20 protein-coding genes and 2 pseudogenes are annotated in these 24,924 nt (G+C 59.4%); 10 read left to right on the top strand and 12 right to left on the bottom strand.

Features of this window, described 5'->3' with window-relative positions:
* Positions 1 to 1,056 (top strand): ABC transporter ATP-binding protein, encoded by a 1,056-nt coding sequence (locus FHT92_RS24405; RefSeq protein WP_183830126.1) that lies wholly within the window; start codon positions 1 to 3, stop codon positions 1,054 to 1,056.
* 2 nt (positions 1,057 to 1,058) lie between these two features.
* Positions 1,059 to 2,009 (top strand): sugar kinase, encoded by a 951-nt coding sequence (locus tag FHT92_RS24400; protein WP_183830123.1) that lies wholly within the window; start codon positions 1,059 to 1,061, stop codon positions 2,007 to 2,009.
* Here FHT92_RS24400 and FHT92_RS24395 read toward each other — a convergent pair.
* Both FHT92_RS24395 and FHT92_RS24390 read right to left on the bottom strand, forming a co-directional pair.
* Positions 1,997 to 2,704: a GntR family transcriptional regulator gene (locus FHT92_RS24395; protein ID WP_183749184.1), complete on the bottom strand. Its 708-nt coding sequence runs from the start codon at positions 2,702 to 2,704 to the stop codon at positions 1,997 to 1,999. The two genes, FHT92_RS24400 and FHT92_RS24395, sit on opposite strands and share 13 nt — an antisense overlap.
* 26 nt (positions 2,705 to 2,730) lie before the next feature.
* Positions 2,731 to 3,756, bottom strand: a complete 1,026-nt coding sequence (locus tag FHT92_RS24390; protein ID WP_183830119.1) for a Gfo/Idh/MocA family protein — start codon at positions 3,754 to 3,756, stop codon at positions 2,731 to 2,733.
* Positions 3,757 to 3,975: 219 nt separating this feature from the next.
* Between FHT92_RS24390 and FHT92_RS24385 the strand changes: the two genes are divergently transcribed.
* The 3 genes from FHT92_RS24385 to FHT92_RS24375 all read left to right on the top strand — a co-directional run bounded on the left by FHT92_RS24385 (position 3,976) and on the right by FHT92_RS24375 (position 6,948).
* A complete protein-coding gene (locus FHT92_RS24385) occupies positions 3,976 to 5,688 on the top strand; it encodes an IlvD/Edd family dehydratase (protein ID WP_183830116.1) in 1,713 nt (570 codons plus the stop codon).
* Positions 5,685 to 6,557 (top strand): amidohydrolase, encoded by an 873-nt coding sequence (locus FHT92_RS24380; protein WP_183749181.1) that lies wholly within the window; start codon positions 5,685 to 5,687, stop codon positions 6,555 to 6,557. The genes FHT92_RS24385 and FHT92_RS24380 overlap by 4 nt, the downstream gene beginning before the upstream one ends.
* Before the next feature lie 157 nt (positions 6,558 to 6,714).
* On the top strand, positions 6,715 to 6,948 hold the full coding sequence (locus FHT92_RS24375; RefSeq protein ID WP_183749180.1) for a type II toxin-antitoxin system VapB family antitoxin: 234 nt from the start codon (positions 6,715 to 6,717) through the stop codon (positions 6,946 to 6,948).
* An 81-nt stretch (positions 6,949 to 7,029) separates the two neighbouring features.
* Here FHT92_RS24375 and FHT92_RS24370 read toward each other — a convergent pair whose 3' ends face one another.
* The 5 genes from FHT92_RS24370 to FHT92_RS24350 form a co-directional block, all read right to left on the bottom strand.
* Positions 7,030 to 7,644, bottom strand: a complete 615-nt coding sequence (locus FHT92_RS24370) for a DJ-1/PfpI family protein (RefSeq protein WP_112972442.1) — start codon at positions 7,642 to 7,644, stop codon at positions 7,030 to 7,032.
* 62 nt (positions 7,645 to 7,706) lie between these two features.
* Positions 7,707 to 8,654: a substrate-binding domain-containing protein gene (locus tag FHT92_RS24365; RefSeq protein WP_183749179.1), complete on the bottom strand. Its 948-nt coding sequence runs from the start codon at positions 8,652 to 8,654 to the stop codon at positions 7,707 to 7,709.
* 53 nt (positions 8,655 to 8,707) lie between these two features.
* On the bottom strand, positions 8,708 to 9,700 hold the full coding sequence (locus FHT92_RS24360) for an ABC transporter permease (protein WP_183830113.1): 993 nt from the start codon (positions 9,698 to 9,700) through the stop codon (positions 8,708 to 8,710).
* Positions 9,697 to 11,259, bottom strand: coding sequence for a sugar ABC transporter ATP-binding protein (locus FHT92_RS24355; protein ID WP_183830509.1), 1,563 nt, complete (start codon positions 11,257 to 11,259; stop codon positions 9,697 to 9,699). The genes FHT92_RS24360 and FHT92_RS24355 overlap by 4 nt, the downstream gene beginning before the upstream one ends.
* Before the next feature lie 28 nt (positions 11,260 to 11,287).
* Positions 11,288 to 11,968 (bottom strand): GntR family transcriptional regulator, encoded by a 681-nt coding sequence (locus FHT92_RS24350; RefSeq protein ID WP_183749375.1) that lies wholly within the window; start codon positions 11,966 to 11,968, stop codon positions 11,288 to 11,290.
* A 211-nt stretch (positions 11,969 to 12,179) separates the two neighbouring features.
* Between FHT92_RS24350 and FHT92_RS24345 the strand changes: the two genes are divergently transcribed.
* The 4 genes from FHT92_RS24345 (at position 12,180) to FHT92_RS24330 (ending at position 16,976) form a co-directional block, all read left to right on the top strand.
* Entirely contained in the window at positions 12,180 to 13,406 is a 1,227-nt protein-coding gene (locus FHT92_RS24345; protein WP_183830110.1) for an iron-containing alcohol dehydrogenase, read from the top strand.
* Between the two features lie 16 nt (positions 13,407 to 13,422).
* Positions 13,423 to 14,910, top strand: coding sequence for an NAD-dependent succinate-semialdehyde dehydrogenase (locus tag FHT92_RS24340; RefSeq protein WP_183749176.1), 1,488 nt, complete (start codon positions 13,423 to 13,425; stop codon positions 14,908 to 14,910).
* A 118-nt stretch (positions 14,911 to 15,028) separates the two neighbouring features.
* Positions 15,029 to 15,742, top strand: a complete 714-nt coding sequence (locus tag FHT92_RS24335) for an alpha/beta hydrolase (RefSeq protein ID WP_312858787.1) — start codon at positions 15,029 to 15,031, stop codon at positions 15,740 to 15,742.
* Between the two features lie 895 nt (positions 15,743 to 16,637).
* Positions 16,638 to 16,976: a hypothetical protein gene (locus FHT92_RS24330; protein ID WP_183749174.1), complete on the top strand. Its 339-nt coding sequence runs from the start codon at positions 16,638 to 16,640 to the stop codon at positions 16,974 to 16,976.
* Between the two features lie 202 nt (positions 16,977 to 17,178).
* On the opposite strand, the gene FHT92_RS24325 is transcribed toward FHT92_RS24330, so the two are convergent.
* Positions 17,179 to 19,833 (bottom strand): glycosyltransferase family 39 protein, encoded by a 2,655-nt coding sequence (locus FHT92_RS24325; RefSeq protein WP_183830107.1) that lies wholly within the window; start codon positions 19,831 to 19,833, stop codon positions 17,179 to 17,181.
* Positions 19,834 to 21,351: 1,518 nt separating this feature from the next.
* Here FHT92_RS24325 and FHT92_RS24320 point away from each other — a divergent pair.
* Positions 21,352 to 21,567: a hypothetical protein gene (locus FHT92_RS24320; protein ID WP_183749171.1), complete on the top strand. Its 216-nt coding sequence runs from the start codon at positions 21,352 to 21,354 to the stop codon at positions 21,565 to 21,567.
* 11 nt (positions 21,568 to 21,578) lie between these two features.
* On the opposite strand, the gene FHT92_RS24315 is transcribed toward FHT92_RS24320, so the two are convergent.
* The 4 genes and pseudogenes from FHT92_RS24315 to FHT92_RS24305 form a co-directional block, all read right to left on the bottom strand.
* Positions 21,579 to 22,886, bottom strand: coding sequence for a lipase family protein (locus FHT92_RS24315; RefSeq protein WP_246735542.1), 1,308 nt, complete (start codon positions 22,884 to 22,886; stop codon positions 21,579 to 21,581).
* Positions 22,887 to 23,033: 147 nt separating this feature from the next.
* Positions 23,034 to 23,402 (bottom strand): annotated as a pseudogene (locus tag FHT92_RS29465) (endonuclease/exonuclease/phosphatase family protein); the annotation flags it as partial.
* Positions 23,403 to 23,411: 9 nt separating this feature from the next.
* Positions 23,412 to 23,587 (bottom strand): annotated as a pseudogene (locus tag FHT92_RS29460) (DUF3606 domain-containing protein).
* A gap of 405 nt (positions 23,588 to 23,992) precedes the next feature.
* Positions 23,993 to 24,832, bottom strand: a complete 840-nt coding sequence (locus FHT92_RS24305; protein WP_183830104.1) for an SDR family NAD(P)-dependent oxidoreductase — start codon at positions 24,830 to 24,832, stop codon at positions 23,993 to 23,995.
* Positions 24,833 to 24,924: the final 92 nt, after the last annotated feature.

The following is a 24,924-nucleotide window of genomic DNA, read 5'->3' as shown; positions in this document are numbered from 1 at the left end:
ATGGCAAACGTGAATATTCGAAACGTCCAGAAGCGCTTTGGCACCGTCAATGTCATCAGGGACATCAGCGTCGATATCTCCGACGGAGAATTTGTCGCGCTCGTCGGTCCGTCCGGCTGCGGCAAATCCACCTTGCTGCGCATGATCGCCGGTCTGGAAGAAATGAGCGATGGTGAGATCCGGATCGGTGCTCGTGATGTCAGCAATCTGAGGGCCCGCGACCGCGATATCGCGATGGTCTTCCAGAACTACGCGCTCTATCCGCATATGAGCGTCGCCGACAATATGGGCTTTGCCTTGAAGCTGAAAAAGGCCGACACGTCGGAGATTTCTGAACGAGTGACCAAGGCGGCAAATATCCTTAGTCTTGAAAAGCTGCTCGACCGCTATCCCAAGCAGCTCTCTGGCGGTCAGCGCCAGCGTGTCGCCATGGGCCGTGCATTGGTGCGTGATCCGCAAGTCTTCCTGTTCGACGAGCCGCTTTCCAATCTTGATGCGAAGCTGCGCGTCCAGATGCGCGCCGAAATCAAATCGCTGCATCAGCGTATCAAGACGACGACGATCTATGTCACCCATGACCAGATCGAGGCAATGACGATGGCCGACAAGATCGTTGTACTGCACGATGGCGTCATCGAGCAGGTCGGCGCTCCCCTGGAACTCTATGACCGCCCCGCCAATCTCTTCGTCGCCGGCTTTATCGGCTCACCCTCGATGAACTTCATCGACGGCAGGATCGAGGAGGGTGTCTTCCGCACGGAAAAGGGCCTCATCCTGCCACTGCCGGAAAACATCAAGAGCGCACCACCCGCCGGCGAGCTGGTCTACGGCATCCGTCCCGAACATATCCGCGCCAGCCAAGGCGGCATTGGCGGCCGTGCCGAAATCGTCGAGGGAACGGGATCGGAAATCTTCGCCAAGCTGGATTGCAATGGCGAACAGATTTCCTGCCTCTTCCGGGAACGGCTGGCAATCGCGTACGGCGACACAGTTTCGATCGCGATCGATCCGGCAAGTGTCCATCTCTTCGACAAGTCAACTGGCCGACGCATTTGAACATGACCTCACTCAATGCGGACAGCAGGCAGCGCCACGTTCTGTGTGTTGGTGCGGCCGTGCTCGACACGCTGTTTCGCGTCCGCGCAATTCCGCAGACACCGGGCAAGGTTCTGCCCCATGAGATGCTGCAGATAGCCGAGGGCATGGCTTCCAGTGCGGCCTATGCGATCGTGCGCCTCGGTGGTCTTGCAAGCCTGTGGGGCGCAGTCGGCGACGATCCGGCCGGCCAGCAGATCCTGTCAGAGCTCGAACAAGCCGGAATTGATGTCAGCGGCAGCGCCCGGGTTGCCGGCGCCCGTTCGGCCGTTTCGACGATCCTCATCGACGACGATGGCGAAAGGCTGATCGTTCCCTTCTACGATCCGCGACTGCACGAAGATGTCCGGGAGGTCACGACCGACGATCTCGCGGCGTTCGATGCCGTCATGGTGGATGTGCGCTGGCCCGCTCTCGCCCTGAAGGTCCTAAAAGCGGCAAGGGCGGCAGGCAAGCCCGCAATTCTCGATGGCGATGTCGCTGCGCCTCACATCATCGACATGCTGGCGAAACATGCCAGCCACATCATCTTTTCGGAGCCGGCAGCCCGCAGCCTGTCGCAGATCGGCGATCCCGCCGGCATGGTGCCGCTTCTCAAGAAGCAATATCCGCAGGCTTTGATCGTGGTCACGGCCGGAGAGCGCGGCAGCTATTGGTGGAACGAAGAAACAGCTGACGTCGCGCATGTGCCTGCATTTCGGGTCAAAACGGTCGACACGCTCGCAGCCGGGGATATTTTCCACGGCGCCTACGCGCTGGCGATCACCGAGGGATTAACGACCGATGCCGCCATTCGCATGGCGTCGGCCGCTGCGGCCCTGAAATGCAGCATTTTTGGAGGACGGCTCGGCGCACCCGAGCGCGCCGAGGTCCTGGCCCTCATACGGAACGGCGGATGTCATCAGCCGGCATGATCGCCGGTCTGCTCCTTTGGGCCTCGATTATCGCTCACATAAGCGAGGTAGCGCTTCTTGCTCGGCTGCAGGTGATCGACGCAGAGCTGCGCCAGGACCCAATTGTCCCTGCCCTTCAGCATCTCGATCATCAGCCGGTGATGTTCATGCGAGATTCGCAGCGATTCCTTGCTGGACATGGAATTGGCGCGCACCGGCAGGCTGAGCCGCATATAGAGTTCGATTGACTGGACGAGGTGGGAATTGCCACACGCCCCGAAGAGCGTCAGGTGGAACCGGTCGTTCGTCTCGTGCACGCCGCGAAGATAGCCGGATTCCACGTGCCGGCCGTGCTCTTCATGCAGGACCGTCAGTTCAGCGATTAGCCCCTCGGGTGCCGGCAATGGAATCCAGAGCGCGGCCTGCCGCTGCAGCAGCTCGCGCACGTCATAGATCTCCTGCACCTGTCGCGGGGTCAGCGAACGGACAGTGGCACCCTTATTGCGCTCGCGCACGACAATGCCCATCGCCTCCAATTGGACAATCGCCTGACGGGCGAAATGGCGGGTGACATGGAAGCGCGCCAGCAGCGTGTCTTCGGTCAGACGCGTGCCTGGCGCCAGGCGTCCGAAGATGATGTCTTCCTCAAGGGCGCGCGCGATGCTCAGGTCGTCGTGTTCGATCTCGCCTTCACTGATATCGTCAAGCGTCTGCATCCATAATCCTCCGGCGGTTTGCCATCTTATCGCGGTTTGCATCGAGCGTCGAACCGGCTCAGCCGATAGATATCTTCAACCAGCGCCAGCGTCTTCATGTTATCGGCGGGCACGGTCTCCATCGGCGCACGCCCCTCCAGCCCGTCGAGGAAATGGGCGATCGTTGCATCATAGGCGCCCTGATAGACCGCATCCGCATCATATTCCTCCAGGCGCTGGATTTGCCCGTTCGCCGAAAGACGGACGCCGTCCAGTTCCAGCGTCGCCTGTGTACCAAAAATCCGCAGATGGTCACGCGGCGCCGGCGGAGCGCCATGCACAGCGAGATTGGCGTTTACAGTGACGATCACCCCGTCGTCCAGACGGCGCAGGACGACGGAGGCAACATCTTCGGCAACAATATCCCCATTGCTGCGCTCGAGACGTGCGGCAACGACCTCCATCTCGCCGAACAGGTAGCGCAGCGTATCCAGGTGATGGATCATCACCTCCATGACAAGGAGGCGTTCCTGGTTGCGGAAAAACGGCTGGCGGACGAGGGCCGGCCTTCTGCCCTCACCGTCTGCGATCATCCCACTCGATAGGAACTCGAATTGGACCTGCCTGACGGCGCCCGCAATGCCCTCTTCCAGCCATGCCTTCAGCCGGCGATAGTAAGCGCGAAACCGCCAGTTCTCATGCACCATCAACCGGATCGACGGCGGCAGACCGGCAACGAGAGCAGCGGCCTGATCGTAGTCGGGCGCGAGCGGCTTCTGGCAGATGATATCGAGGCCCCTTGCCGCGGCAAGCCGCACAAGCGCAACATGGACCTCGCGCGGCGCGCAGATATCGACCGCATCGAGCGCCTCATTCGCCAGCATCGCCTTCGCAGTCGCGTAAGCGCGTGGAATCCTAAAGTGCTGGCTTTTGACCTCGCGCGCCTCTTCCGAGGGATCGGCGATCGCGACGATCTCGGCGCGCGCCGACTGTTTTGCCCATGCCGGCAGATGATATTCGCTCACCCAGCCGGCACCAATAATCCCTACGCGCGTTCGCCTGATCTCTTCCATATACCACCGCAACTCGTTTTATCGATAATCTAAGCGCCGCCGGCTGGGAAGCCAATGCGTGGCGCAGATAAAAATAGGGAAATAACGTGAATTATGTTGCGTTTTCGTTATAAAATCGCCGACCAAGCTAACCTGCACATATGCGACCATATCTTTATTTATTGACAATCATGCGCATCCCACTAGGCTTGAGATCGATTTAAGGTCGAGGGAGGAACAATGTCGAGCGGTCTTCGTCGCAAGCTGACGAGTTACGGCGATCAGGGTTTTTCCCTTTTTCTTCGAAAAGCTTTCATCAAGGCGATGGGCTATTCCGACGATGCCCTCGATCGCCCGATCGTGGGGATTGCCAATACCTACAGCGATTTCAACCCCTGCCACGGCAACGTCCCGCAGTTGATCGAAGCGGCCAAGCGCGGCGTCATGCTGGCCGGCGCCATGCCGATGGTCTTCCCGACCATTTCCATTCACGAGAGCTTCGCCTCCCCGACCTCGATGTATTTGCGCAATCTTATGGCGATGGAAACCGAGGAGATGATCCGCGCTCAGCCGATGGATGCAGTGATCCTGATCGGCGGCTGCGACAAGACCTTGCCGGCGCAGATCATGGCCGCCGCTAGCAGCGAGATCCCGGCGATCTTCCTGCCCACAGGGCCGATGGCCGTCGGCCATCACAAGGGCGAAAGGCTCGGCGCCTGCACCGATTGCCGCCGTTTCTGGGGCCGCTTCCGCGCAGGCGAAATTGACGAGGCGCAGATTAGCGATGTCAACAACAAGCTCGCAAGCTCGATCGGCACCTGCACGGTGATGGGAACGGCAAGCACTATGGCTAATCTGACCGAGGTTATGGGCCTCTGCCTGCCGCGGGCAGGATCGGCACCGGCTGCCGAATCCGAGCGGATGCGGCTTGCCGAAGAAACGGGCCGGATCGCTGCCGGCCTTGCAGCCAATCCGGATGCGCCAACCGTGCGCGATATCCTGACACCAGCGGCCATCCGCAACGGTCTTGTCGCCCTGCAAGCGATGGGCGGCTCGACCAATGCCGTCGTCCATCTTGCCGCCATTACCGGGCGCCTCGGCTTTCACCTCGACATGGCCGAACTCGACAGGCTTGGCAATGTCGTACCGCTGCTCGTCGACCTGCAACCCTCCGGCCAGCACTATATGGAACAGTTCCACGAGGCCGGTGGTGTGCAGACGCTGCTGAAAGCCGTTCGTCACGAGATCGACGGCAGCCAACGGACAGTCTACGGGATGACTGTTGGCGAGGTGATCGACGCGGCCCCCGATGAGCCTGGGCAGACAATCATTCGCACGGTCGAAAAACCGCTGAAACCAATCGGCACCATTGCCGTACTCCGTGGTAATCTCGCGCCTCGCGGCGCCGTCATCAAACAATCTGCCGCATCGAAGGAGCTTCTGCAGCACGATGGGCGAGCGGTCGTCTTCGATTCCGTCGAGGACATGGCTCTGCGGATCGATAGCGACGACCTTGACGTCGGTGCCCACGATATTCTCGTTCTGCGCAATGCCGGTCCGAAAGGCGCGCCGGGAATGCCCGAAGCCGGATACCTGCCGATCCCGCGCAAGCTTGCCCGGCAGGGCGTCAAGGACATGGTTCGGATCTCCGATGCGCGCATGAGCGGCACGGCCTTCGGGACCATCGTGCTCCATGTCGCCCCCGAAGCTGCCGCCGGCGGACCCTTGGCGATCGTCAGAACCGGCGACCGCATCCGCCTCGACGTCAAGGAGAGACGCATTGACCTTGCCATCGACCAGGCCGAATTCGACCGGCGGATGGCGGAGTTCGGAGCGGTATCGCCTGCCGAGCCCGCGCGCGGTTATGCGAAACTCTACCATGCGCGCGTGTTGCAGGCCGACGAAGGCGCCGATTTCGACTTCCTCCAGCATGAGGAACTGGATCGGAAATGAGCCGGCCGGATAGTGAAGCGCCCCTCTGCCTGCCACGTCTGCCGTTGACCCGTCTTCCGAACACGCCGTTGCCTGAGGGCACGATCGACACGCATTTCCATGTCTTCCGGTCGGACGCTCCCCTGAATACGCCGCGCAGCTACACGCCGCAGATCGCCACGACGGCCGACTGGATCGCCTTCGCCGACCGGCTCGGTATCGGCAGGGGCATTCTCGTGCAGCCGAGCGTCTACGGCTTCGACAATCGGGTGCTTGTCGAAGCGCTGGCTGCCTTCCCGAAACGTCTTCGCGGCATTGTCGTCATCGATCCCGAGACGAGTGCCGAAGAGATCGGCCGCCTCGACGGACTCGGTGTCCGCGGTGTGCGCATCAACACCCGCAATAAAGGCGGCCTGCCGCTGGCAGCCGCCGAAAAGATTGCGGCAGCCATCCGCGAATTCGGTTGGTCACTGCAGCTGCAGATCAGCTCGGACCAGATCGATGATCTTGCCGCACGGCTGCCATCCCTCGGCATCCGCTTCGTTATCGATCACATTGGGTTCATACCACTCGATGCGGGCGCATGGCGACAACACATTCCGCCCCTGCAGCGGCTCGCCGATCACTCCGGGGGCTACATCAAGCTGACGGCGCCCTACCGGCTGACGCGCAAACGCGGCCATGGCGGGCTCGCCGACATTGTTGGCGCGCTTGCCGCCAGTCATCCGGATAAGCTACTCTGGGGAAGCGACTGGCCGCATACCGAACTCTGGAGCGATATGCCTGACGACGCCGACTTGATCGACGATATTCAGGACGCCATCGGCAACCCCTCGCTTGCTCGCAAGATTTTCATTGAAAATGCGGAAACGCTGTTCTTTGGCCGCTAGGGCCATTCCAGGAGCGCGCGAGCTTAGCGCCCGCGATCAGACGAAATTCACATTACTGGATTTTCGCATCCGAACGCAGATGCATCAGAGTGGATATCCAGGCGCAGATTTGGTCACCAAATGGTGCTATCTATAACATCATAATCAGGAAGCAACGATGCGATCGACTATCAATCTCGACGACACGCTCCTGGAAAGGGCTAGGTCCCTAACCGGCACGAAAGAAACCGCCACTCTGGTCCGGCAAGCGTTGGAGACGCTTGTCCGGGTGGAGTCGGGAAAACGCCTCATCGCGCTCGGCGGAACTATGCCGGACGCGGAGGCAGCCCCACGCCGCCGATCCGTGTCTCAGTCAAATGACCGAGCCGTGGCGAGAACGTGGGAGACTTAGGGCAGGAAAGCCTCTTCGCAAAAGGCAACCCCGCATTTCGCGAGCGTTGCCTGATCATAAACCCATAGCGGGAACGCGAGCTCAGGCCGCCTTGGCAATATCGTCGCTGTGGCGGATTTCCGTGCCGAGCACCTTCAGGCATTCGCGGATGAATGCAGCAAGCGCGGTCCATCCCTTCGCGGAAACCATAGTGCCATCGACATAGGCTTCCGTCGGCGACAGATCGATATAGGTGCCGCCTGCAAGCGTGACTTCCGGCTCGCAAGCCCCGAGAGCACCGACCTTCTTGCCGCGAACGACGCCGTCGACGGCAATCAGAATCTGGACACCGTGGCAGATCGTAAAGATCGGCTTTTGCTTCTCGTGAAAATGCCGCACGATTGCCTGGACGCGTTTATCGGTGCGGATATATTCGGGGCCGCGACCGCCTGCGCAATAGACCGCATGATACTGGTCGAGTTGCGCCTCGGCCTCCGAGAAGGTCTTGTTGATCGTGAAGAAGTGCCCGAGCTTCTCCGTATATGTCTGATCGCCCTCGAAATCGTGGAGCGAGGTCTTGATCAGATCGCCGGCCTTCTTGTCGGGGCAGATCACGTGGACCGTGTGTCCGACTGCCTCCATCGCCTGCTGGTAGACATAGATTTCGTATTCCTCGGTGAATTCACCGGTCAGCATCAGTATCTTCTTACCAGGCATGATGTACTCCTCTTCTTCATGCAATGGGGCGGCGGCTGCGGCCGCCCCCGGTTTGGGTCTCATCAGAATGGAGAATCGGGGAAATAGTATTCCTTGGCATTCTCCTGCGTGATCAGCGGCGCATCCAGCTTGACCGTGCCTCGTACCGGCGCCTGGCCAACAATATTGGCAACGGTCATGTAGATGGCGGTCTTGATCATGGCAGGCGGATAGGGTGTCTCGACCGGCGTCATCTTATCGCCGTCGATCACCTTCTTGACGATGTCCTTCATACCATTGCCACCAAGGGCAAGCTTGATGTCCTTGCGACCAGATTCCTTGACGGCCTCGAGCACACCGAGAAGCATGTCGTCGTCATTTGCCCAGACAGCGTCGATCTGCGGGTATTTGGCAAGATAATCCTGCATCAGCTTGAAGGCGTCATCACTGTTCCAGTTCGCGTACTGGATGTCCAAAACCTTGAGATCGGTTCCCTTGATGGCATCCTGAAAGCCCTGGATGCGTTCATCGTCGATGACCGTCGGAATGCCGCGCAAGATGACGAGGTTGCCTTTGCCGCCCAGCTTGTCGATCATGAACTTCGCCGTATTGCGGCCAACGGCGATGTTGTCGCCGGCAAGGTAAAGGTCCTGGATGGATTGGTCGTTGAGACCCCGATCCACGACGGTGATGAAGCTGCCGGCATCCTTGACCGCCTTGACCGGCGTCGTCAGTTCCTCCGACGTATAGGGCAGGATGACCAGCGCATCGAGCTTGCGTCCTGCGGACAAATCTTCAAGCGCACTCACCTGCGCCGTTGCCGAAGGCGAGGTCTTCACGACGACCTCGACATTCGGAAAGGCGGCATTGACTTCCTTGGCGGCAGCCTGTGCATGATAGACGATGCCCGCCGTCCAGCCGTGGTCGGCTGCCGGGATCGACACGGCAACAACCTTCTTATCGGCCGAAAGGGCCTGGCCGGCGAGCAGACCCGTACTGACGGCCAGGGCCGCAATCCATTTTCTAGACATTCATTCCTCCCAGAATCGGACCACATACATCAATCCGCGCGGTCCGGACGCGGTTACTTCGAGAACCTCTGAATGAGCATTGCGATGATGATGATGACACCCTGAACACCGGCGACGAGGTATTCCGATACGAAATCCGAGAGCACCATCAGGTTGGCGATAAGTTCGAGGATGACTGCACCGGCGACCGTGCCCCAGACATGGCCCTTGCCACCTCGCAGGGCAGTTCCGCCTATGACGACTGCAGTGATGACCTGCAATTCCCACAGCACGCCGGTGGTCGGTGTCGCCGCTCCGAGGCGCGGCACATAGCAGATCGCAGCGATCGCAACACAAACGCCCTGCATCGCGTAAGCGATCGTACGCGTCTTGATGATTGAAATGCCTGAGTAGCGGGCCACGTCCTCATTCGCACCAACGGCAGCGCATTTCCGGCCGTACTTCATCTTGTAGAGGATGAAGGATGCGATGGCGGCGACGGCAATCGAAGTGAGGATCGGAAAGGGAATACCGCCAAGGGTGCCGAAATAGACAGGCCGATAAGCATCGCGGAGGCTGCGATCGATCGGGATCGTTCCGCCATCCGACATATAGGTGATGAGGGCGCGGAAGATCCCCATGGTACCGAGTGTCGCGATAAAGGGCTCTATCCTTCCGACAGTAACGATGAGCCCGTTCATCAGCCCGCAGATGAGCCCGACGACAAGCGCGATGGCCATGCCGGCAGGTATTGCCAGGACACCCCAGTCGGCAGCCATCCTGTTCATGAACATGATGGTTATGCCCGTGATGAATGCGGCCATCGAACCGACTGACAGATCCAGTCCGCCGGATGAGATGACGAAGGTCGCACCGACGGCGATGATCGCGATGAAGGCGCTTCGCGTAATCACATTGCCGAGATTGGTCGCCGAGAGGAAATCCTGGTTGATCGAAAAGCCGATCAGCAGCAGCGCCAGAAGCGCAAGAAAGGGGCCGACATCCGACCAGCCGATGTTCCATTCCCGCTCCGGCCGAACCGGCGTCGAACCCGTAATCACACTCATTGTCTTCCTCCCTGCTTCGCCGCAACCGTCGTTTCGCTGGTGGCAAGAAGCGCAATCTCATGTTCCGTCATTCTGTCGCCCGTCACCTCTCCCGTGATGCGCCCCTCCCGCATCACAAGAATCCGGTCGCAGATCCCGATCAATTCCTGCATTTCGGACGAGATGACGATGCAGGTCCTTCCTTCTGCGACGAGGCGCTCGATGAAAGCGTAGATCTGGGCCTTATTCGCGATGTCGATTCCGCGCGTCGGCTCGTCGATGACCACGACCGAAGGGTCAGTGAGAAGCACCTTGGCGAGCAGAAGCTTCTGCTGGTTGCCACCGGAAAGCTGACCCGCCTTGACGGCGTAACTTTTCAGCCGGATGTCGTACGTGTTGACGGCTTCGACGAGCGCACTCTGCTCACGACGGCGCCGCATCAGAAGGCCGGGGTGAAATTTGCCGAGGGCAGACAGCGTGAGGTTCGGCGCAAGCCGTTCCTGCAGCAGCAGGCCCTTGCCTTTGCGGTCCTCGGTCAGGTAACCGATGCCGGCATCCATCGCCGCCCGGGGACGCCTGATATCAATCGTCCTGCCCTGCAGTTTTACGGTTCCGGTGGCAGGACGCAGGCCCATGATTCCCTCGAACACTTCGGTGCGACCTGCACCGATCATGCCGGCGAATCCGAGGACCTCGCCTTTGTGAGCGGTAAACGAGATGTCGCCTGCGAAGCCGGGAACGCCAAGGTCCTCGACTTCTAGCATCGCCTGTAGCGCTGGCTTCACAGTCTTCTCGGGGTAAAGGGCGGCGAGATCGCGCCCAACCATCAGCCGCGCCATGTCCATCTGCGTCAGGCTATGACCGGGATATGTGCCGACCATCTTGCCGTCTCGAAGCACCGTCACCTTGTCGGCAAGCCGCTGGACTTCATCGAGGCGATGGCTGATGTAGAGGACGGCAGCACCCTGCTCCTTCAGCTGCAGGATGATGGCAAGCAGTCGCTCGACCTCCTCACCCGTCAGGACTGCAGTTGGCTCGTCGAAGATGACAATCTTGTAATCGTCGAAGAGTGCACGGGCGATTTGGACAAGCTGGCGATCCGCAAGCGAGATGTCGCGTACCAAGGCGTTAGGCGATACGTGACATCCAAGGTCCTGAAGTTTCTCGACAGCAAGACGCCGCATCGTCCGATCATCGACCAGGCCATAACGCATCAGCTCGCGGCCGAGGAAAAGATTTTCGGCGACAGTCAGGGCGTCGGCAAGCAGGATCTCCTGGTGCACCAGAACAATACCCGCTTCCTGCGCCTGCTCAGGCTTTGAGAAACCGACCTTGCGGCCGCCCATCGACAGCGTTCCTGCAGTGGGCTCGGCGTAACCGGAAAGGAGCCGCATGAATGTCGACTTGCCGGCACCATTCTCGCCGATGATGGCATGGATCTCGCCGGGCAAGATATCGAGCGTGACTTCCGAGAGTACGGTGACCGCTCCGTACTTTTTCGACATGCCCTCTGCGCGAAGGACCGGATGAGAGACAAGGCCATCGGTTTCAGGCACCAAGCTCCTCCCCTTCCTCTCCATGGTCATGACGCTCGACATTATCCGCCTCTTAATCGAAGGCCGGCAGGAGCCGGTCCCGTGAATGTTCGAGATGGGTCCTCATGGCCTTCTCGGCAGCCGATGGGTCACCTGCAGCAAAGGCAGAGAGAAGCGCTTCGTGCTCGTCCAGTGCCTCTTCGGTGACGCGGGAATGGAACATCAGTCGAAAGATGTGGAAATGCGTGTGCTGGTGGCCGAGAGTTTGGCGAATGAGCTCGTTGCCGGCAAATTCCATGATCCTGTCATGAAAAACGGCGTCCTGCCGCGCGAAGGTGGAATAGCGCAGGCGTTCATCGGCCCCTTCCCGGCGCCCCATGACGCCAGCCGCCTCCCTGAGAATCGCGAGCTTTTCATCGTCCATGGCCTTTGCCGCCCTCGCAGCACCGTCGGGCTCGAGAAGCAACCGCAGGTGATAGAGCTCATCGAAGCGCCGATGGGTAATCTGCGGGGCAGCGCTGTAACCGATAAGATGCGTCTTGACGACAAGCCCCTCACCCTCGAGGCGGCCAAGCGCTTCACGGATCGGCGTCTGGGAGACGTTGAATTCCTTGACCAGATTATCGACCGTGATGCGCGCACCCGGAGCGATCTTCAGAGACATTAGCTGCGCAAAAATCACCTCGTAGACGCTGTCAGCGAGACTGTTGCTGCGCTGGATGAAACCACTCGGATCAGGCGTGGCGTTGAGCATCATGGTATTCTGGCCCTGCATTTCTTTTGCCTCTTGACAGGAACAATCGCTAACACGATGCTCGGCGATACGCAATCCCATATCCTATAGGATTTTATATCGGAGGTTTCATGAAGGTCATTCGGCTAAGCGCGGAGGACATCGCGCGACAGTTTTGCGACGCTTCCTCAAGGTCTTTCGTCATCCCCGCACTGGTGAAAGGGCCAGTACAATGACCCTCTTCGCCGCTATCCGGCTCCCGAAAGAAATTCTGTTCGGCAAGGGCCAACGTTTCGCGCTGCCGTCGGTCGCCAAGAGGCTCGGCCAAAGGGCGCTGATCTGCACGGATGAGCGCTTCGCAGGCACTTCCATCTTCGCCGAGCTTGTAGCCGCACTGAACACGGCGTCGATCGAGACACTGATCCATGACCGGGTCCTGCCGGATGTGCCGCGCGACACCGTTGCGCTATGCATCGAGGAGGCGCGGAGCTTCGAGCCCGACATGGTGATGGGGATAGGCGGGGGGAGTTGCCTCGACATGGCAAAATGCGCCGCCCTGCTTTTGAGCTATGGCGGAAGCCTCTCGGATTACTATGGCGAGTTCAAGGTTCCCGGTCCGACAATCCCGATCATCGCTGTCCCGACCACGGCGGGTACCGGCTCGGAGGTGACGCCGGTTGCCGTCATCTCCGACCCGGATCGGACGCTGAAAGTCGGCATATCGAGCCCTTATCTTATCGCCGCAGCGGCTATCTGCGATCCGGAGCTGACAATGTCCTGCCCGCCAGGCCTGACCGCTGTCGCGGGCGCGGACGCGTTGACTCATGCAATCGAGGCATTCACAGCCGCCCGACGCGGCGCCGACCCGTTGCTGCCCCAGAATCATGTCTTTATCGGTAAGAGTGAACTTACCGACTATTTTGCGCTTCTCGCGATCAAGCTCCTGGGACGCAGCCTTGAAACGGCTTGCAAGGAGGGATCGAACGAAGATGCGCGCGCCGACGTAATGATGGGTGCACTGGCTGCCGGCTGCGCATTCGGCACGGCCGGTACCGCAGCAGCGCATGCCATCCAGTATCCCGCAGGCGCATTGACCCATACGGCCCACGGGCTTGGCGTCGCAACGATGATGCCCTACGTCATGAACTACAACCGCTCCGCCTCGACGGCCGAGCTGGCCGAGATCGGCCAGGCACTGGGTCTGGATTCAACGAGCAGGACGAAGCAGGAAATGGCGGAAGCAGCCATCGAGGAGATCCGCAGGCTCTTTCGAGCCATCGGCATCACGCCGACACTCGCCGATCTCGGGCTTACCGCCGACAAGCTCGACTGGACTGCCGAACAGGCGCTCAGCATCGACAGATTGATCAAGAATAACCCGAGGCCTCTCGACATCGACGCCATGAAGCGTCTCGTTCGTGCAGCCTATGACGGCGATCTTACCGCCTCTGCCCTCTAAGCATTCGAGAACCAAAATGACTATTGCCCAGCAACTGCCACAGGCCGAGCGCCACCTGCCAGACATTGAGGCCACGACCCGCGGCCTTTATATCGATGGGAACTGGCGGCAATCGAAAAGCGGGCGCAAGATCGACGTGACCGACCCCTCGACCGGGGCGCTTCTTGCGACTGTTGCGGACGCCACCGTCGAGGATGCGCAGGCAAGCATAGAGGCCGCATCCCGGGCTGCGCCTGACTGGCGGGCCACGCCGCCGCGCAAGCGCTCGGAGATCTTGCGACGCTGTTTCGAACTGATGATCCAGCGTTCCGAAATGCTTGCGACCTTGATCTCCCTGGAGAATGGCAAGGCGCTGCGCGACGCCCGCGGCGAGGTCGCCTATGCCGCCGAGTTTTTCCGCTGGAATGCAGAAGAGGCCGTCCGCATTAAGGGAGAATTCGGCATCGCTCCGTCGGGAGCCAACCGGATCATTGTCGATTACCAGCCGATCGGCATCTGCCTGCTGATCACCCCATGGAATTTCCCGGCTGCGATGGCTACGCGAAAGATCGCCCCGGCACTTGCCGCTGGCTGCACTGTCATCCTGAAACCGGCAAGCGAGACACCACTGACGGCCTATGCACTGGCGTCGATCTATGAGGAGGCCGGTGTACCGCCAGGCGTCGTCAACGTTCTGACGACAAGCACTCCCGCCCCAGTCAGCGCGACCATCCTCGCGGACCCGCGCGTCAGAAAACTCTCGTTTACCGGGTCTACGGGTGTTGGCCGCCTGCTTCTCGCGGAAGCGGCCAAGCATGTCATCTCCTGTTCGATGGAACTCGGCGGCAACGCTCCCTTCATCGTTTTTGACGATGCCGACTTGGATGCAGCACTCGACGGCGCAATGGTTGCGAAAATGCGCAACGCGGGCGAAGCCTGTACCGCGGCGAACCGTCTTTACGTCCAGTCAGGAATCTACGAGTCATTCGCGGCAGGGCTGACCAAAAGAATGGCAGCTCTCAACGTAGGTCCCGGTGTCGATGCCCTTACCGAATGTGGGCCAATGATCACGCCAAAGGCGGTGGAGAAAATTGATCGCCTCGTGAGTGACGCCAAGGCAAAGGGTGCGCGGGTCACCTGCGGCGGCGAGGCCCTTGCGGGGCTGGGTTACTTTTACCAGCCGACGGTACTTGTCGACATGCCCGACGGTGTCGAGATGTCAAAAGAGGAGATCTTCGGACCGGTTGCGCCACTTTACAGGTTTGATACCGAGGACGAGGTGATAAGGCGTGCCAACGACACCGAATACGGTCTCGCCGCCTATGTCTTCACGCGCGACATAGCACGGGGATTTCGCGTTTCCTCCGCTTTGGAGGCGGGTATGATCGCGCTCAATCGCGGGCTGGTTTCCGATCCCGCAGCGCCGTTTGGCGGGGTCAAGCAAAGTGGTCTCGGACGTGAAGGCGGACAGCATCACGGCATCGCCGAGTTCATGGAGGCCAAGTATGTCGCAACGAGCCTCTGAGACGGAGGAAAATTTCTTGGAGACTGATCCGTTTCGCATACGGGGACATGTGTCAGACTTCGACGCCATCGTCTCGGAGATTAGGGCAAGGAGTGCTTCGACCCGCGCAAGGCTCCCCATGAGGGAAATCTCTTATGGGAACGGAACAGGTGAACTCCTGGACGTCTTCTATCCCGACGGTCCAGCCGGGCGGCCGGTGCACATGTTCATCCACGGCGGCTACTGGCGGATGTTTTCCAAGCGCGACTACTCCTATGTCGCCGACACGATCGTCGGCACGGGAGCAATCGCCGTCATCGTCGATTACGCTCTAATGCCGCATGTCAGGATGGAGGTGCTCGTTGACCAGGTCCGGCGAGCAAAGCAGTGGGTGCTGGCACATATCGCAAGCCACGGCGGCGACGCATCTCGCTTTTCGGTCAGTGGTCATTCCGCCGGGGCCCATCTTGCCAGCTTCCTGTTTCATCGGCAGGAGGCTTTCTCGGGCGTGTCGGCAGCCCTCCTGCTTGGGGGTCTATACGACCTGAAGCCCCTGCAATCATCCTTCCTGCAGTCAGAGATTGGCATAACAGACAGAGAAGTTGCCGACTTTTCGCCGATCCTGCACTCTTTTGACCAGCGCTGCCGCGCCACCATCGCGGTCGGCGCTGAAGAAACGCCGCCGTTTCATCGGCAGGCGGAAGCCTTCTCATCCCACTTGCAACAGCAAGGACTGTTGGTCACCAGCGAAAGGCTTGAAGGCTCCAATCATATGAGCAGCGTTCGCGATCTCGGCCTTCCTGGCACGGCCCTCGGCCGAATTCTCAGCGAGACGATTGCCAATGCCCGTTGAGGATGAAAAACACCATCTCACAGGCTTCCTAGGCAGAGCATCCAGGTAGATCGGAACGCGCTCACCTTTCAGCGTGCGAAAGTCCACCAATGTATATGGTCGTCAAACCGTTGGTGTTCACGCCAGCGGGCGACCACAATACCAACGCGGCTGCTGCGGAGAGAACCTGAGACGAAGACGTCGCCACTTCCCAATGATATCTGCATCCCCAAGCGTTTGCCTCTCGCGTCCTTCGTCTCGTTCGATAAAGCGATCTGACATCAAGCTTCACCTCTCGGCGGCCTCGTTCACGCTCGATTCGATCTTGGCCCCGTTGCCGGTCTGTCCGGCGCCCGACGGAGACATTATCGCAATGCTGAGCACCGAGGCTATCATGACGGCAACAACGGCAATCATCAGACGCATGAACGTTCAAACCCTGTTTGTCTTGCAGAAGATTAAACGTCGGATGTTTTGGAGGGTTCCGTGTTGGCTACTTCCCGGCTGGGAGGTATTTGCCGGCGCCGTCGGTGTCAGGGTGCCGAATCCGGTGCGAATTCCGCCAACTCAGCCTTATGCCGGCTGAAGGCGAGTGGCCATCGTTCAGGCGACATTTGAAATGGCTTCAGGCTGCCGTGGGAGAACTCATTGTGGCCGACATCGCTGCAGAAGTTCGAACCCGGCAAAATCGAAGTGGCCATTACGGTTTCGCTTGTCCATCGCCCTAGCCTAGCGCGGAGCGGAGGAGGTTAAGGATTCTGCGTCGACTGCGATAACGGCTGCGGCGGAGTCGCTGATTTATTGAAGGCGCTTGTTCGAGGCTCGATGTGCCACGAGATCGCCACGGCGGTATACGCGCGATGGCAGACGACGCGCTATATGTCCCTCTTCCACTATTCAACTAGGTCGCGGGCATGTGGTTCCGCTGAGCCCTGCTGTTGCTGCGCACTCTTTCGAGGAGGGCCCGCCTGTCGAAAAGAACGGGCGGATCTTCGGCGGATATTTCGTGATTCGGCAGGACGAAGGCCTGGATGTTGATCACGCAAACGTTGGCAATCGCGCGAACCTCTCCGATCATCTAGGTGACCGTAACGACGACGCAGCCGCCCAGATCGTCCAGAGCATACGGAAGATCCGGACGACTGGCGACGCTTCGAATATTAAAGCCGCCGCACCGCCGCACCTCACTGGCGAGGTAACGGCCCCGGTCATCTGCGATATAGACCAGAACGGGACAGTAGGCGATTTCGCCTGACATTGCGCGTTTCCATTCACTTCCGGTTTTCGTCCCACGCTACGGATTTCGCCGCAAAGGTGGGCTTCGTTTTGTTCAATTCTATGATTGGGGCGATCTTCCCGTCGTGTCCGCAGGTGAGAAGACGCACCCTTTCTTGCGGATCCTTCCGCGCGGCCTGCCGGCAAGCCGGGAAGAACCCCGCAGGGACCTGACGATGCCTTCAGACCCGTCCGCCATCGTGCGTGCGATAACCGTAGCCGATCCTGTAGAAGAACCGCCCAGCTTCGGTGCCGCCTTTGTAGATGGTACGCTGCTCAATAGGGCCGATCTCCTCGAACCAATTGGCGAGGCCTTGACCGGAAAGGCTGTCCTCCTTCAATCCGACCATGATCACGACCCTGCCGGAAAGCGCCTGCGCCGATCGCCAGTGCTCGAACATCAGACCGGAATCGCCGAAGAGGTTCCTGCTGGTGATGTCATCGAGCCTTGTCCGGCCCCTGCCGTAAAATCCGAGTTCGCTCGCCACATTGTACTTGTCCATCCCAACAAGAAGCGGCCGCCCGTCGGTCGTTGCAGCAACCCTCGCCTTCACCTCCTCGGCAGCCGACACGAATTCCTCAAAGGCAATCGGTATGGCCCGCAGCCCCTTTGGATATCCGACCAGGGGCAGGCCGAGGGCGAGGTAGTGGAGAAGCACGGAAAAGACCAGGACGGTGCCGATCGCAAGAACTTGCGCGGCAGTCGCAACCTTTGTCATCGAAGCAGATCTGAGCGCGGTTTCGATCATCCTGGCCATGAGCGGGAGGAGCGCTAGCCAGATCGGACCGGTCCAGTTGAGCTTGACCGCGTGAAACTGGCTGAAGGCTATGAAGACGGCAAGTGGAACGAAGGTGAAGACCGCGAGGAATGTTTCCGATCTGCACAATCGGCGCGCCGCCAACAAGCGCGTCAGTCGCGCGGTGGACGTGGCCGCCAGAAGCAACCCCACCGGTCCGAGCACGATGGCGATGAACAGGAGAAGCGTTGGAGCTGAAAAGACCACATCATCGGAGAGCCACCGACGGCTTCCCTGGAACTCGAAAGACAACCAGCCATGTGCAGCGTTCCAGGCAACGACCGGGGAAAACAGGGCTGTCGCGCAGATGGCGCAGAGATAGGGCCAGCGAGTTGCAAACCATCGACGGGACTGCGGGCGGACGATCATGAAAACGAGGGCCGCCGGTCCGAGGAGAGCAATCGTATATTTCGACAGCATGCCGAACCCTATCAAGACGCCAGCGCCGAGCCAGGCTTTCGGGCAACCGGCAACGAGTGCCCGCTGCAGGAAATACAGCGCCCCCGCCCAAGCTGCCGTCAGGGGTGCATCCGGCGTCATGACGGCGCCCGTCGCAAAGAAAAACGGAAGGACCGCCAACAACGGCAGCGAGAGAAAGGCCGCCGTACGGCCGAAGGTCTCGCTTGTCGAGCGAAACATGAAAAATGCGGTCGCAAGCCAACACAGCGGCGCTGCGATGCGCACGCCGAATTCCCTGTCACTAAAGACCGCTGTCCCGAGCCAGATCAGCCAGGCGACCATTGGCGGATGATCGAGATAGCCCCAGTCCAAATGCTGAGCATAGGTCCAATAATAAGCCTCCTGCGGCATGAGGTCGATGGCGCCCTGGTAGAACAGGCGCAGGAAAAAGACATAAGTCGTCAGTCCGATTGCGCCTAGCTTCCAGCGTACGGCGAGGGGGAGCATGTCTTTTCTGCGAAAGGCAAAAAGATCGTTGCCCAGATAACTGACGATGCCACCGCCGATAATCCCGGCTGCCAAAGCAATGGTTACCGGAAGACAAAGAAGGGACGCCGCCGAAATGATGCCCCCGCGCATCGCCAGCGCCAGGATCCAAACGGCTGCGGAACGCATCCGCTGGACGCTGTCCTTTCCGCGGTCGTCGAACGAATAATGGGCATGTCCGACGTAGCTGCAGGCGGTCGCAATGGAAAAGCCGCAAATATGCGCTACCATAATGCCGGCGCCCAACCCCTGGACAAAGGACGCGATCACCAGATCGAGCACGAAGCCTGCCGTGCCGACCACCGAGAAGCGCGGGAAAGTGCCGGAGAAACGTGTACCCCGGAGATAGGCGAGCAGCTGGGCGAGGTAAGCGACCAGATGGCCGGCGCCGATCTTCGATTGGCCCGATTGCCGATCGACGAAGGAAATCGGCACTTCGCAAACCCGAAATCCCGCTCCCGCCGCAAGAAGGGCCGCCAGTCCGATCTTGAAGCCCCTCGCATGAGTTCCGGCGGCGAGAAGGCAAGGACGGCGGATCGCAAAAAAGCCTGATAGCGGATCCCGGACGTCGGTGAAAGGCGAAGCGAAGGCCGCCCCCAGGCGCGAGAGCAGCCTGCGCCGCAAAGACCACCCGACAGTGGCGCCTCCGTCGACATAGCGGCTGCCGATCGCCATGTCGTGGCGGCCCGAGGCGACACGATCGATCAATTCTGCGAGCGATCCTGCGGGATGGCTTCCGTCGGCGTCGATGACGACGACGATGGAATATTGAGCCTGCCCTGCCGCGGCCAGGACGTCTTCGGCAAGGCCGCCACCATTGTTCTGCAAAAGCCTGACGGGATAGTGCGCGCCCCAGCGCCCGACCCTCTCGCACGTTCCATCGCGCGATCCGCCATCGGCCACCAGAATTTCGAACGTATATCCGGTTTCAAGATTGTCGATGATCTCGCCAATCGCGCGATCGATATTTTCGACTTCGTCCAAGGTCGGAAGGATGACCGAAACGGATGAAGAATGCCGGACTTGATGCGGGGACGCCGCGACCAAGGTTTCGAGAGCTTCGCTCTGCGGCAATGGCTTAAGATGCGATAACATTTTTTTCTCCGGGCTCGGCGGCCGGGGATCCCGGCTGCACGACGTCCTGGAAGTAGCCCTTCGAGTAAGGGATCGGTTTTAAGTGATATTAACTCGCGCTGCGATTTGTTGCGGAAGCTGGCGGCGCGGGGCAGAAGTAAACCGCGTCGGGCATCACGCCGCGTCCACGGCCGATCCCCAAAGCTACCATGGCAGAAGCATCTCTTAACAAGACAAAATCCATCAAAGAGCAGTTTGCCTGCACTTTTCGCGCGGTCGCAGAGCGACGTGGCAAACAGACAGCCCGGGAGCGGACATTGTCTTTCATGAATAGGAGTAGTGGCTTGGTTATCGTGGCAGCGCTGATGTCGCCGCTTTCAGCCTTCGATTAGGCTGAAGCCGCCGAGGCGGACGTCTATGGTCGCGGCGAACCGGTGGGGAAGGCGCAAAGGAACGGGCGCCAGAGCGGCTAGCGCGCACCCTACCAAGAATGGGATGTGATTGTCGACGAAGCGGTCTACGGCCCGAAATTCGAAGGATCGAAGGAGGTCACGCCGGTCCCGTTCATCTATGAATCCAGCACCGAAGGTAGACCACGGATAAAAGGCTCGCAAGTGTCTGAATTCGCAGGAACACCTGGATCCGGATGGACCATCATCGGCTCCGATCGTGACCCCTCTCCATTTTCATCTCGGATTGTAAATCAATTCCTTGCGTAAGAGCGGTAGGGGCAACCATTGGTGCTGGTTCACAAACACACGACCATTCACCTGTCGCGTTTGACTTTAGGTTCACCCATCTTGACTGGGGTCAGCCAAGCCCGCAGCATAAAAACACCGACAATAAGCACGACTGCCCCGAGCACTATCATACCCCACCCGATTCCATTCGGGCCAAAACGAGTGTATAGCCAACCTGTCTGCTCGGCATCAGTTGCTGGAGTTCCAAGACGATACCAGCCGTTCAGGAGCGCTCCGACTCCGATAATCAAGGCAACTACAAAGCGGGGCATTTGGCTCTTTCGCTCACTTTAGGTCTACATCGCGCAGAAAGACAAAGGAGGCTTCCGCGGTCAAGTTGATTTGTGCCGAGTGACAGCGAAGGCCGCGCGGCTGGCAGCAACGCCGAAAATAGATCAAGTCATGGGCAGCATATCGCCTTTTTTAATGCGGCGAAATTGCACCTCTTTAGGCAAAGGCCTTCGGCCACTCGCACTGTGGAAGCAATTCGCGAAGCGTAGCGGTCTGTTCGCGATCGGGGGCCATTTCGGCGCCATTCCGCCTCGCCGCAGGACGTGATGCGGAAGCCCTCATGGCGGAGCCGGTCTAAACCACTTGCGCGTCAAAGCTCGCCATGCACAAATTGATTTCGGACAGGAATGTGACTGGCGACTCCGAGATATAAGTTCGAGCGGTTCCACTGTCGCCTGCACATTGATTGGAAGCGTGAAGGACATCGTTGTGCCAAACACCTTATCGTTCGCCGCGCATATACGCCAGCCGTGATGTTCGATGATCGTGCTGGGCGCCGGTCGGACGGGTGCCTTTCGTAACTGCATCCTGCCAGCGGGTGGATTTCTGGAAGCCGGCGAGTATCGGCGAGATCGCCGGACGGCGGTCGCTGACGATTGACGTCGAGCTGACCGCCGGGACCGGCGGCACTCCCGGTCAGGAGGACCTTCTTGTCGGGACGATGGTGGATGGACTACTGATCGTTCTCAGAAGATTCGCGTTCACCGCCTGCGTCAGAACGTGAGTTCTCGGATTCTAATCAACGTTATGGTGAGAATGCGGATCCGGCTCCTGCACAGGTCCAGGCGCGGAGATCTGCGAGCATTCTGCTACCACCCTCTTTTTCTCGATCAACGCGCGAGCGAAGCTGACAGAGTCTTGGAAAGACCCGTTCAATGTTCCATCATGGTCTAGTCCATCATAGCGGCGCCAAGTCACGTCGTTGCCGGCCGCACACAGAGCCGACACCAGAGCATATTGACGCATAGGCTCGACCGTGTGATCGGCAAGACCAGTCCCAATAAGCAATGGTATATCCATGGTCTTCTGCGGCATGTCCGTGGCATTCACTCTGATGGCTGCGAGCTCCTCAAGCGGAATAGAGAATGCGTCCGCCAACGACTTTACTCCAAGCTTTTGAGCTTCTATGCCAACCTCACGGGTGCAGCCTTGCAGCGCTGTTACAAGAAGCTTTTTCCCTTTGTCGCTAAGGATTTCCTCTACACTTCGCTTTTGATCCCGCAGCCCAACTGTAGCTACGCTGAAAAACATGTTCGCAGAATTGCGCGCCGGAAGCGAAATTGGACCGTCTGGAAACGTGCTGTTGGGCGCTGTAGCGATGACACCTAGGATCTCGAGGTCAGGAGAGTATTCACGAAAGAGATTAGCCGCGCCCAGTGCGGCCCCCCCGCCCTGTGACTGGCCGGCAATTACGACTTTACCGGAAAGACGACCTGGAGCAGCAGCCGAAGCAGCACGCACCGAATCGAGGATTGAGCGTGCTTCCGACTGCCAATAAAGGTATGGATGGGGTCCCGGCCCCCCGAGCCCTTGATAATCCGTAGCAACCACAGCAAAACCGGCACCTAGCCACTGGTTCACATAGGCGGCATCTCGCTTTTTCAGCCCTGCCCAGGAAGGCGCACAGACATCGGCTATGCCGAGGGTGCCGTGGCCCCATGCAATCAGTGGCCACCCCTCAGCCGGAGGCGGACCCGCCGGGAGGTACAACATGCCGCTGACAGGCAGAAGTCCTGAGTTCCATCGCGCATCTGTGGATGTGTAAAGGATACGTAGGACTTCGCTCGCCGATTCTAAATCCTTTTGAACCGGCGCAGACTCCTTACGCAGCAGATGTCCCGGCTTTTCAGGCAATTCACCATCCCATCGGTAGAACGGCGACAGCTCCATGTCACCAACTGCGGGCCCGGTGGGAAGTACACTCGTGACGGAACGTTCTGCTTCCGCTCGCACTTCAACTTTAAATCCGCTCATGGTGGTCACTGTTGTTGCGGACAGCGCTAGAGCACAACAAACAATCGTTAGGTGTACTTTTGAACCCATAATCTTCCCTCATTTAATGTGCATGCCGTCGGCGGCTTATGCGTCTGGCAGCCGACCTTGCGAGACCACCTAACGGTCGAGGCTTCAATGCATCGCCGTAATGCAATCTACACAGGTGCGGGGGCACGATTATTTTATTGTGTTACGAAAAATTGCGACTTTGCCGGTTCTGCTCGGGGCGAGATATGGATTGCCGTTCGGTAGATAGAGCCCTCCGATGACAATGCCGTCGACGATCGCCTCGATCTAGCGGCTGTGCTCGTCTTCCGGTTCACTCGGCAATCCCTTTCTCGTGAGGTGCGGCTCCCGCCCATTGGCAACGATCGCGACGCCGTTCCATGGCTTCTGGCCCTGCCGCACAGCCCCGTAGCCCGCAGCCTCGATCGCCTTGACCGGAAATTTCTCCTGCGGCGCCTTCAGCTCCTGCAGGCAGACGACGTCCGGCCCAGCCTCTTCGAGCCATCGGATGAGAACTTCAAGCCGGCCGTTGACGCCTTTGACATTATAGGTCGCGATCTTAACGGCCTACAGACGGCCGATTTCCTGCTCGACCTCTTGCGAGAGTTGCCGGCGCTTTTCACGGCTTTCTTAACCGTGTCCTTGGAAACGCCTTCCTTCTTAGCCTCGTAGCGGACCTCATGATCCTGTCCGCCAGCGACCTAGGCTCGATCCCGCGCTCTGCCTCGGGACGTGCTCGCCAGCGAAGTCCCCTACGATTTCATTTCGGTCAAAAAACGGATGCCGATTCAAGAAGTTCCGGCCGCCCGCGGTGAACAAGTCAACCACCGGGCCTATATCCTTTGCGCAGCAACAATCGATCCCGCGAAATCGGCGAACACGCGTGTCTTTGCATTGTCAGCCTGTCGGTGGCGAACACCGCCCAAAGATCGATCCTCGGAGTTTCCTGTCTTCTAGGACGCGCCGCACGCTGCGATCAGCCAGTTCCAGCGCATCCAGTCGGAGGCGACCGCCAGGCCCGGATGAGACAGGACGGCTGTGCGAACCCGCGGACATGAATTTACCGACGGATAGCGCAGCGGTACCATCGGCGCCGCATGTTCATTCAGGCACTTTGCAAACGGGGCTCTCCAACCACCAACTTATCTTCAAAGCCTAGCTTGTTCGACGGAGCTAAAACGCAATGCTCTATCGTCTGCCGCGACTATCGCATCCATCTCCTCTGCGAGCACATCGCGATCATCGACACCGCGCAAGAGACGGCCAGCCAGAGTATCGAAGCGTCCGGCAGCGATGTCGGCAATCAAGAGTGCAGCCCGCGACGGTTCGATGTTGACACCATCCTCGAAAAGCTTCTGGATCCCGGGCAAGTAGATTTTCCCGGCCTCCGACGATAGCTGCAACTCGGTCATCGCCGTGCGAACAAGACCGGGATCGACGGCGAACGCGCGCACGTTGTTGCCAATGGTTGTGTCGTTCAGACACTCCGTGAAACGCATGATGGCGGCCTTGCTGGACGCGTAGCCAGAGCCATGAGGAAAGCTGTTGCCCGTTCCGCCACCAACGAGGTTTACGATCCGGCCGCTGCTCTGCGCCAACATCATAGGGGCGGCCGTGCGGCAAGTGTTGAATGTACCACGAAGATTGATCTCGACATCCCGCCACCAAACAAGGGGATCACAGTCCCAAATAGGACCAAAGCCCTGAAATGAGCCGTGGTTGTTGATGAGAATGTCGATCGGGCCCAATTCGCTCGCAACGCGAGCAAAGGCACTTTCAACGGCGGCAAGGTCAATCAGGTCCGTCGAAACAGCGATCGCTTCACCGCCCGCTTCGTCAATGAGAGAGGCTGTTTCCTCAATCTCGGTGGCCGTTCGCGCCAACACGGCGACCTTTGCCCCTTCCCTGGCCTGCTGTAGAGCGATCTCTCGACCTATTCCTCTGCCGCCGCCAGTTACGACGGCGACCATGTTTGAAAGGCGGGCCATGCTTACTCCTATGGCGTTTTAGAAATCGATTGCATACACAAAAATATGTATGCCTCGACGGCTGATGGCAATAACGGCGGCTCGACTTCGAT

Source organism: Rhizobium sp. BK377 (assembly GCF_014193935.1).
Lineage (GTDB): Bacteria > Pseudomonadota > Alphaproteobacteria > Rhizobiales > Rhizobiaceae > Rhizobium.
Note: the sequence above shows the minus strand (reverse complement) of the source record. Positions and strands in the feature narration are given on the sequence as shown.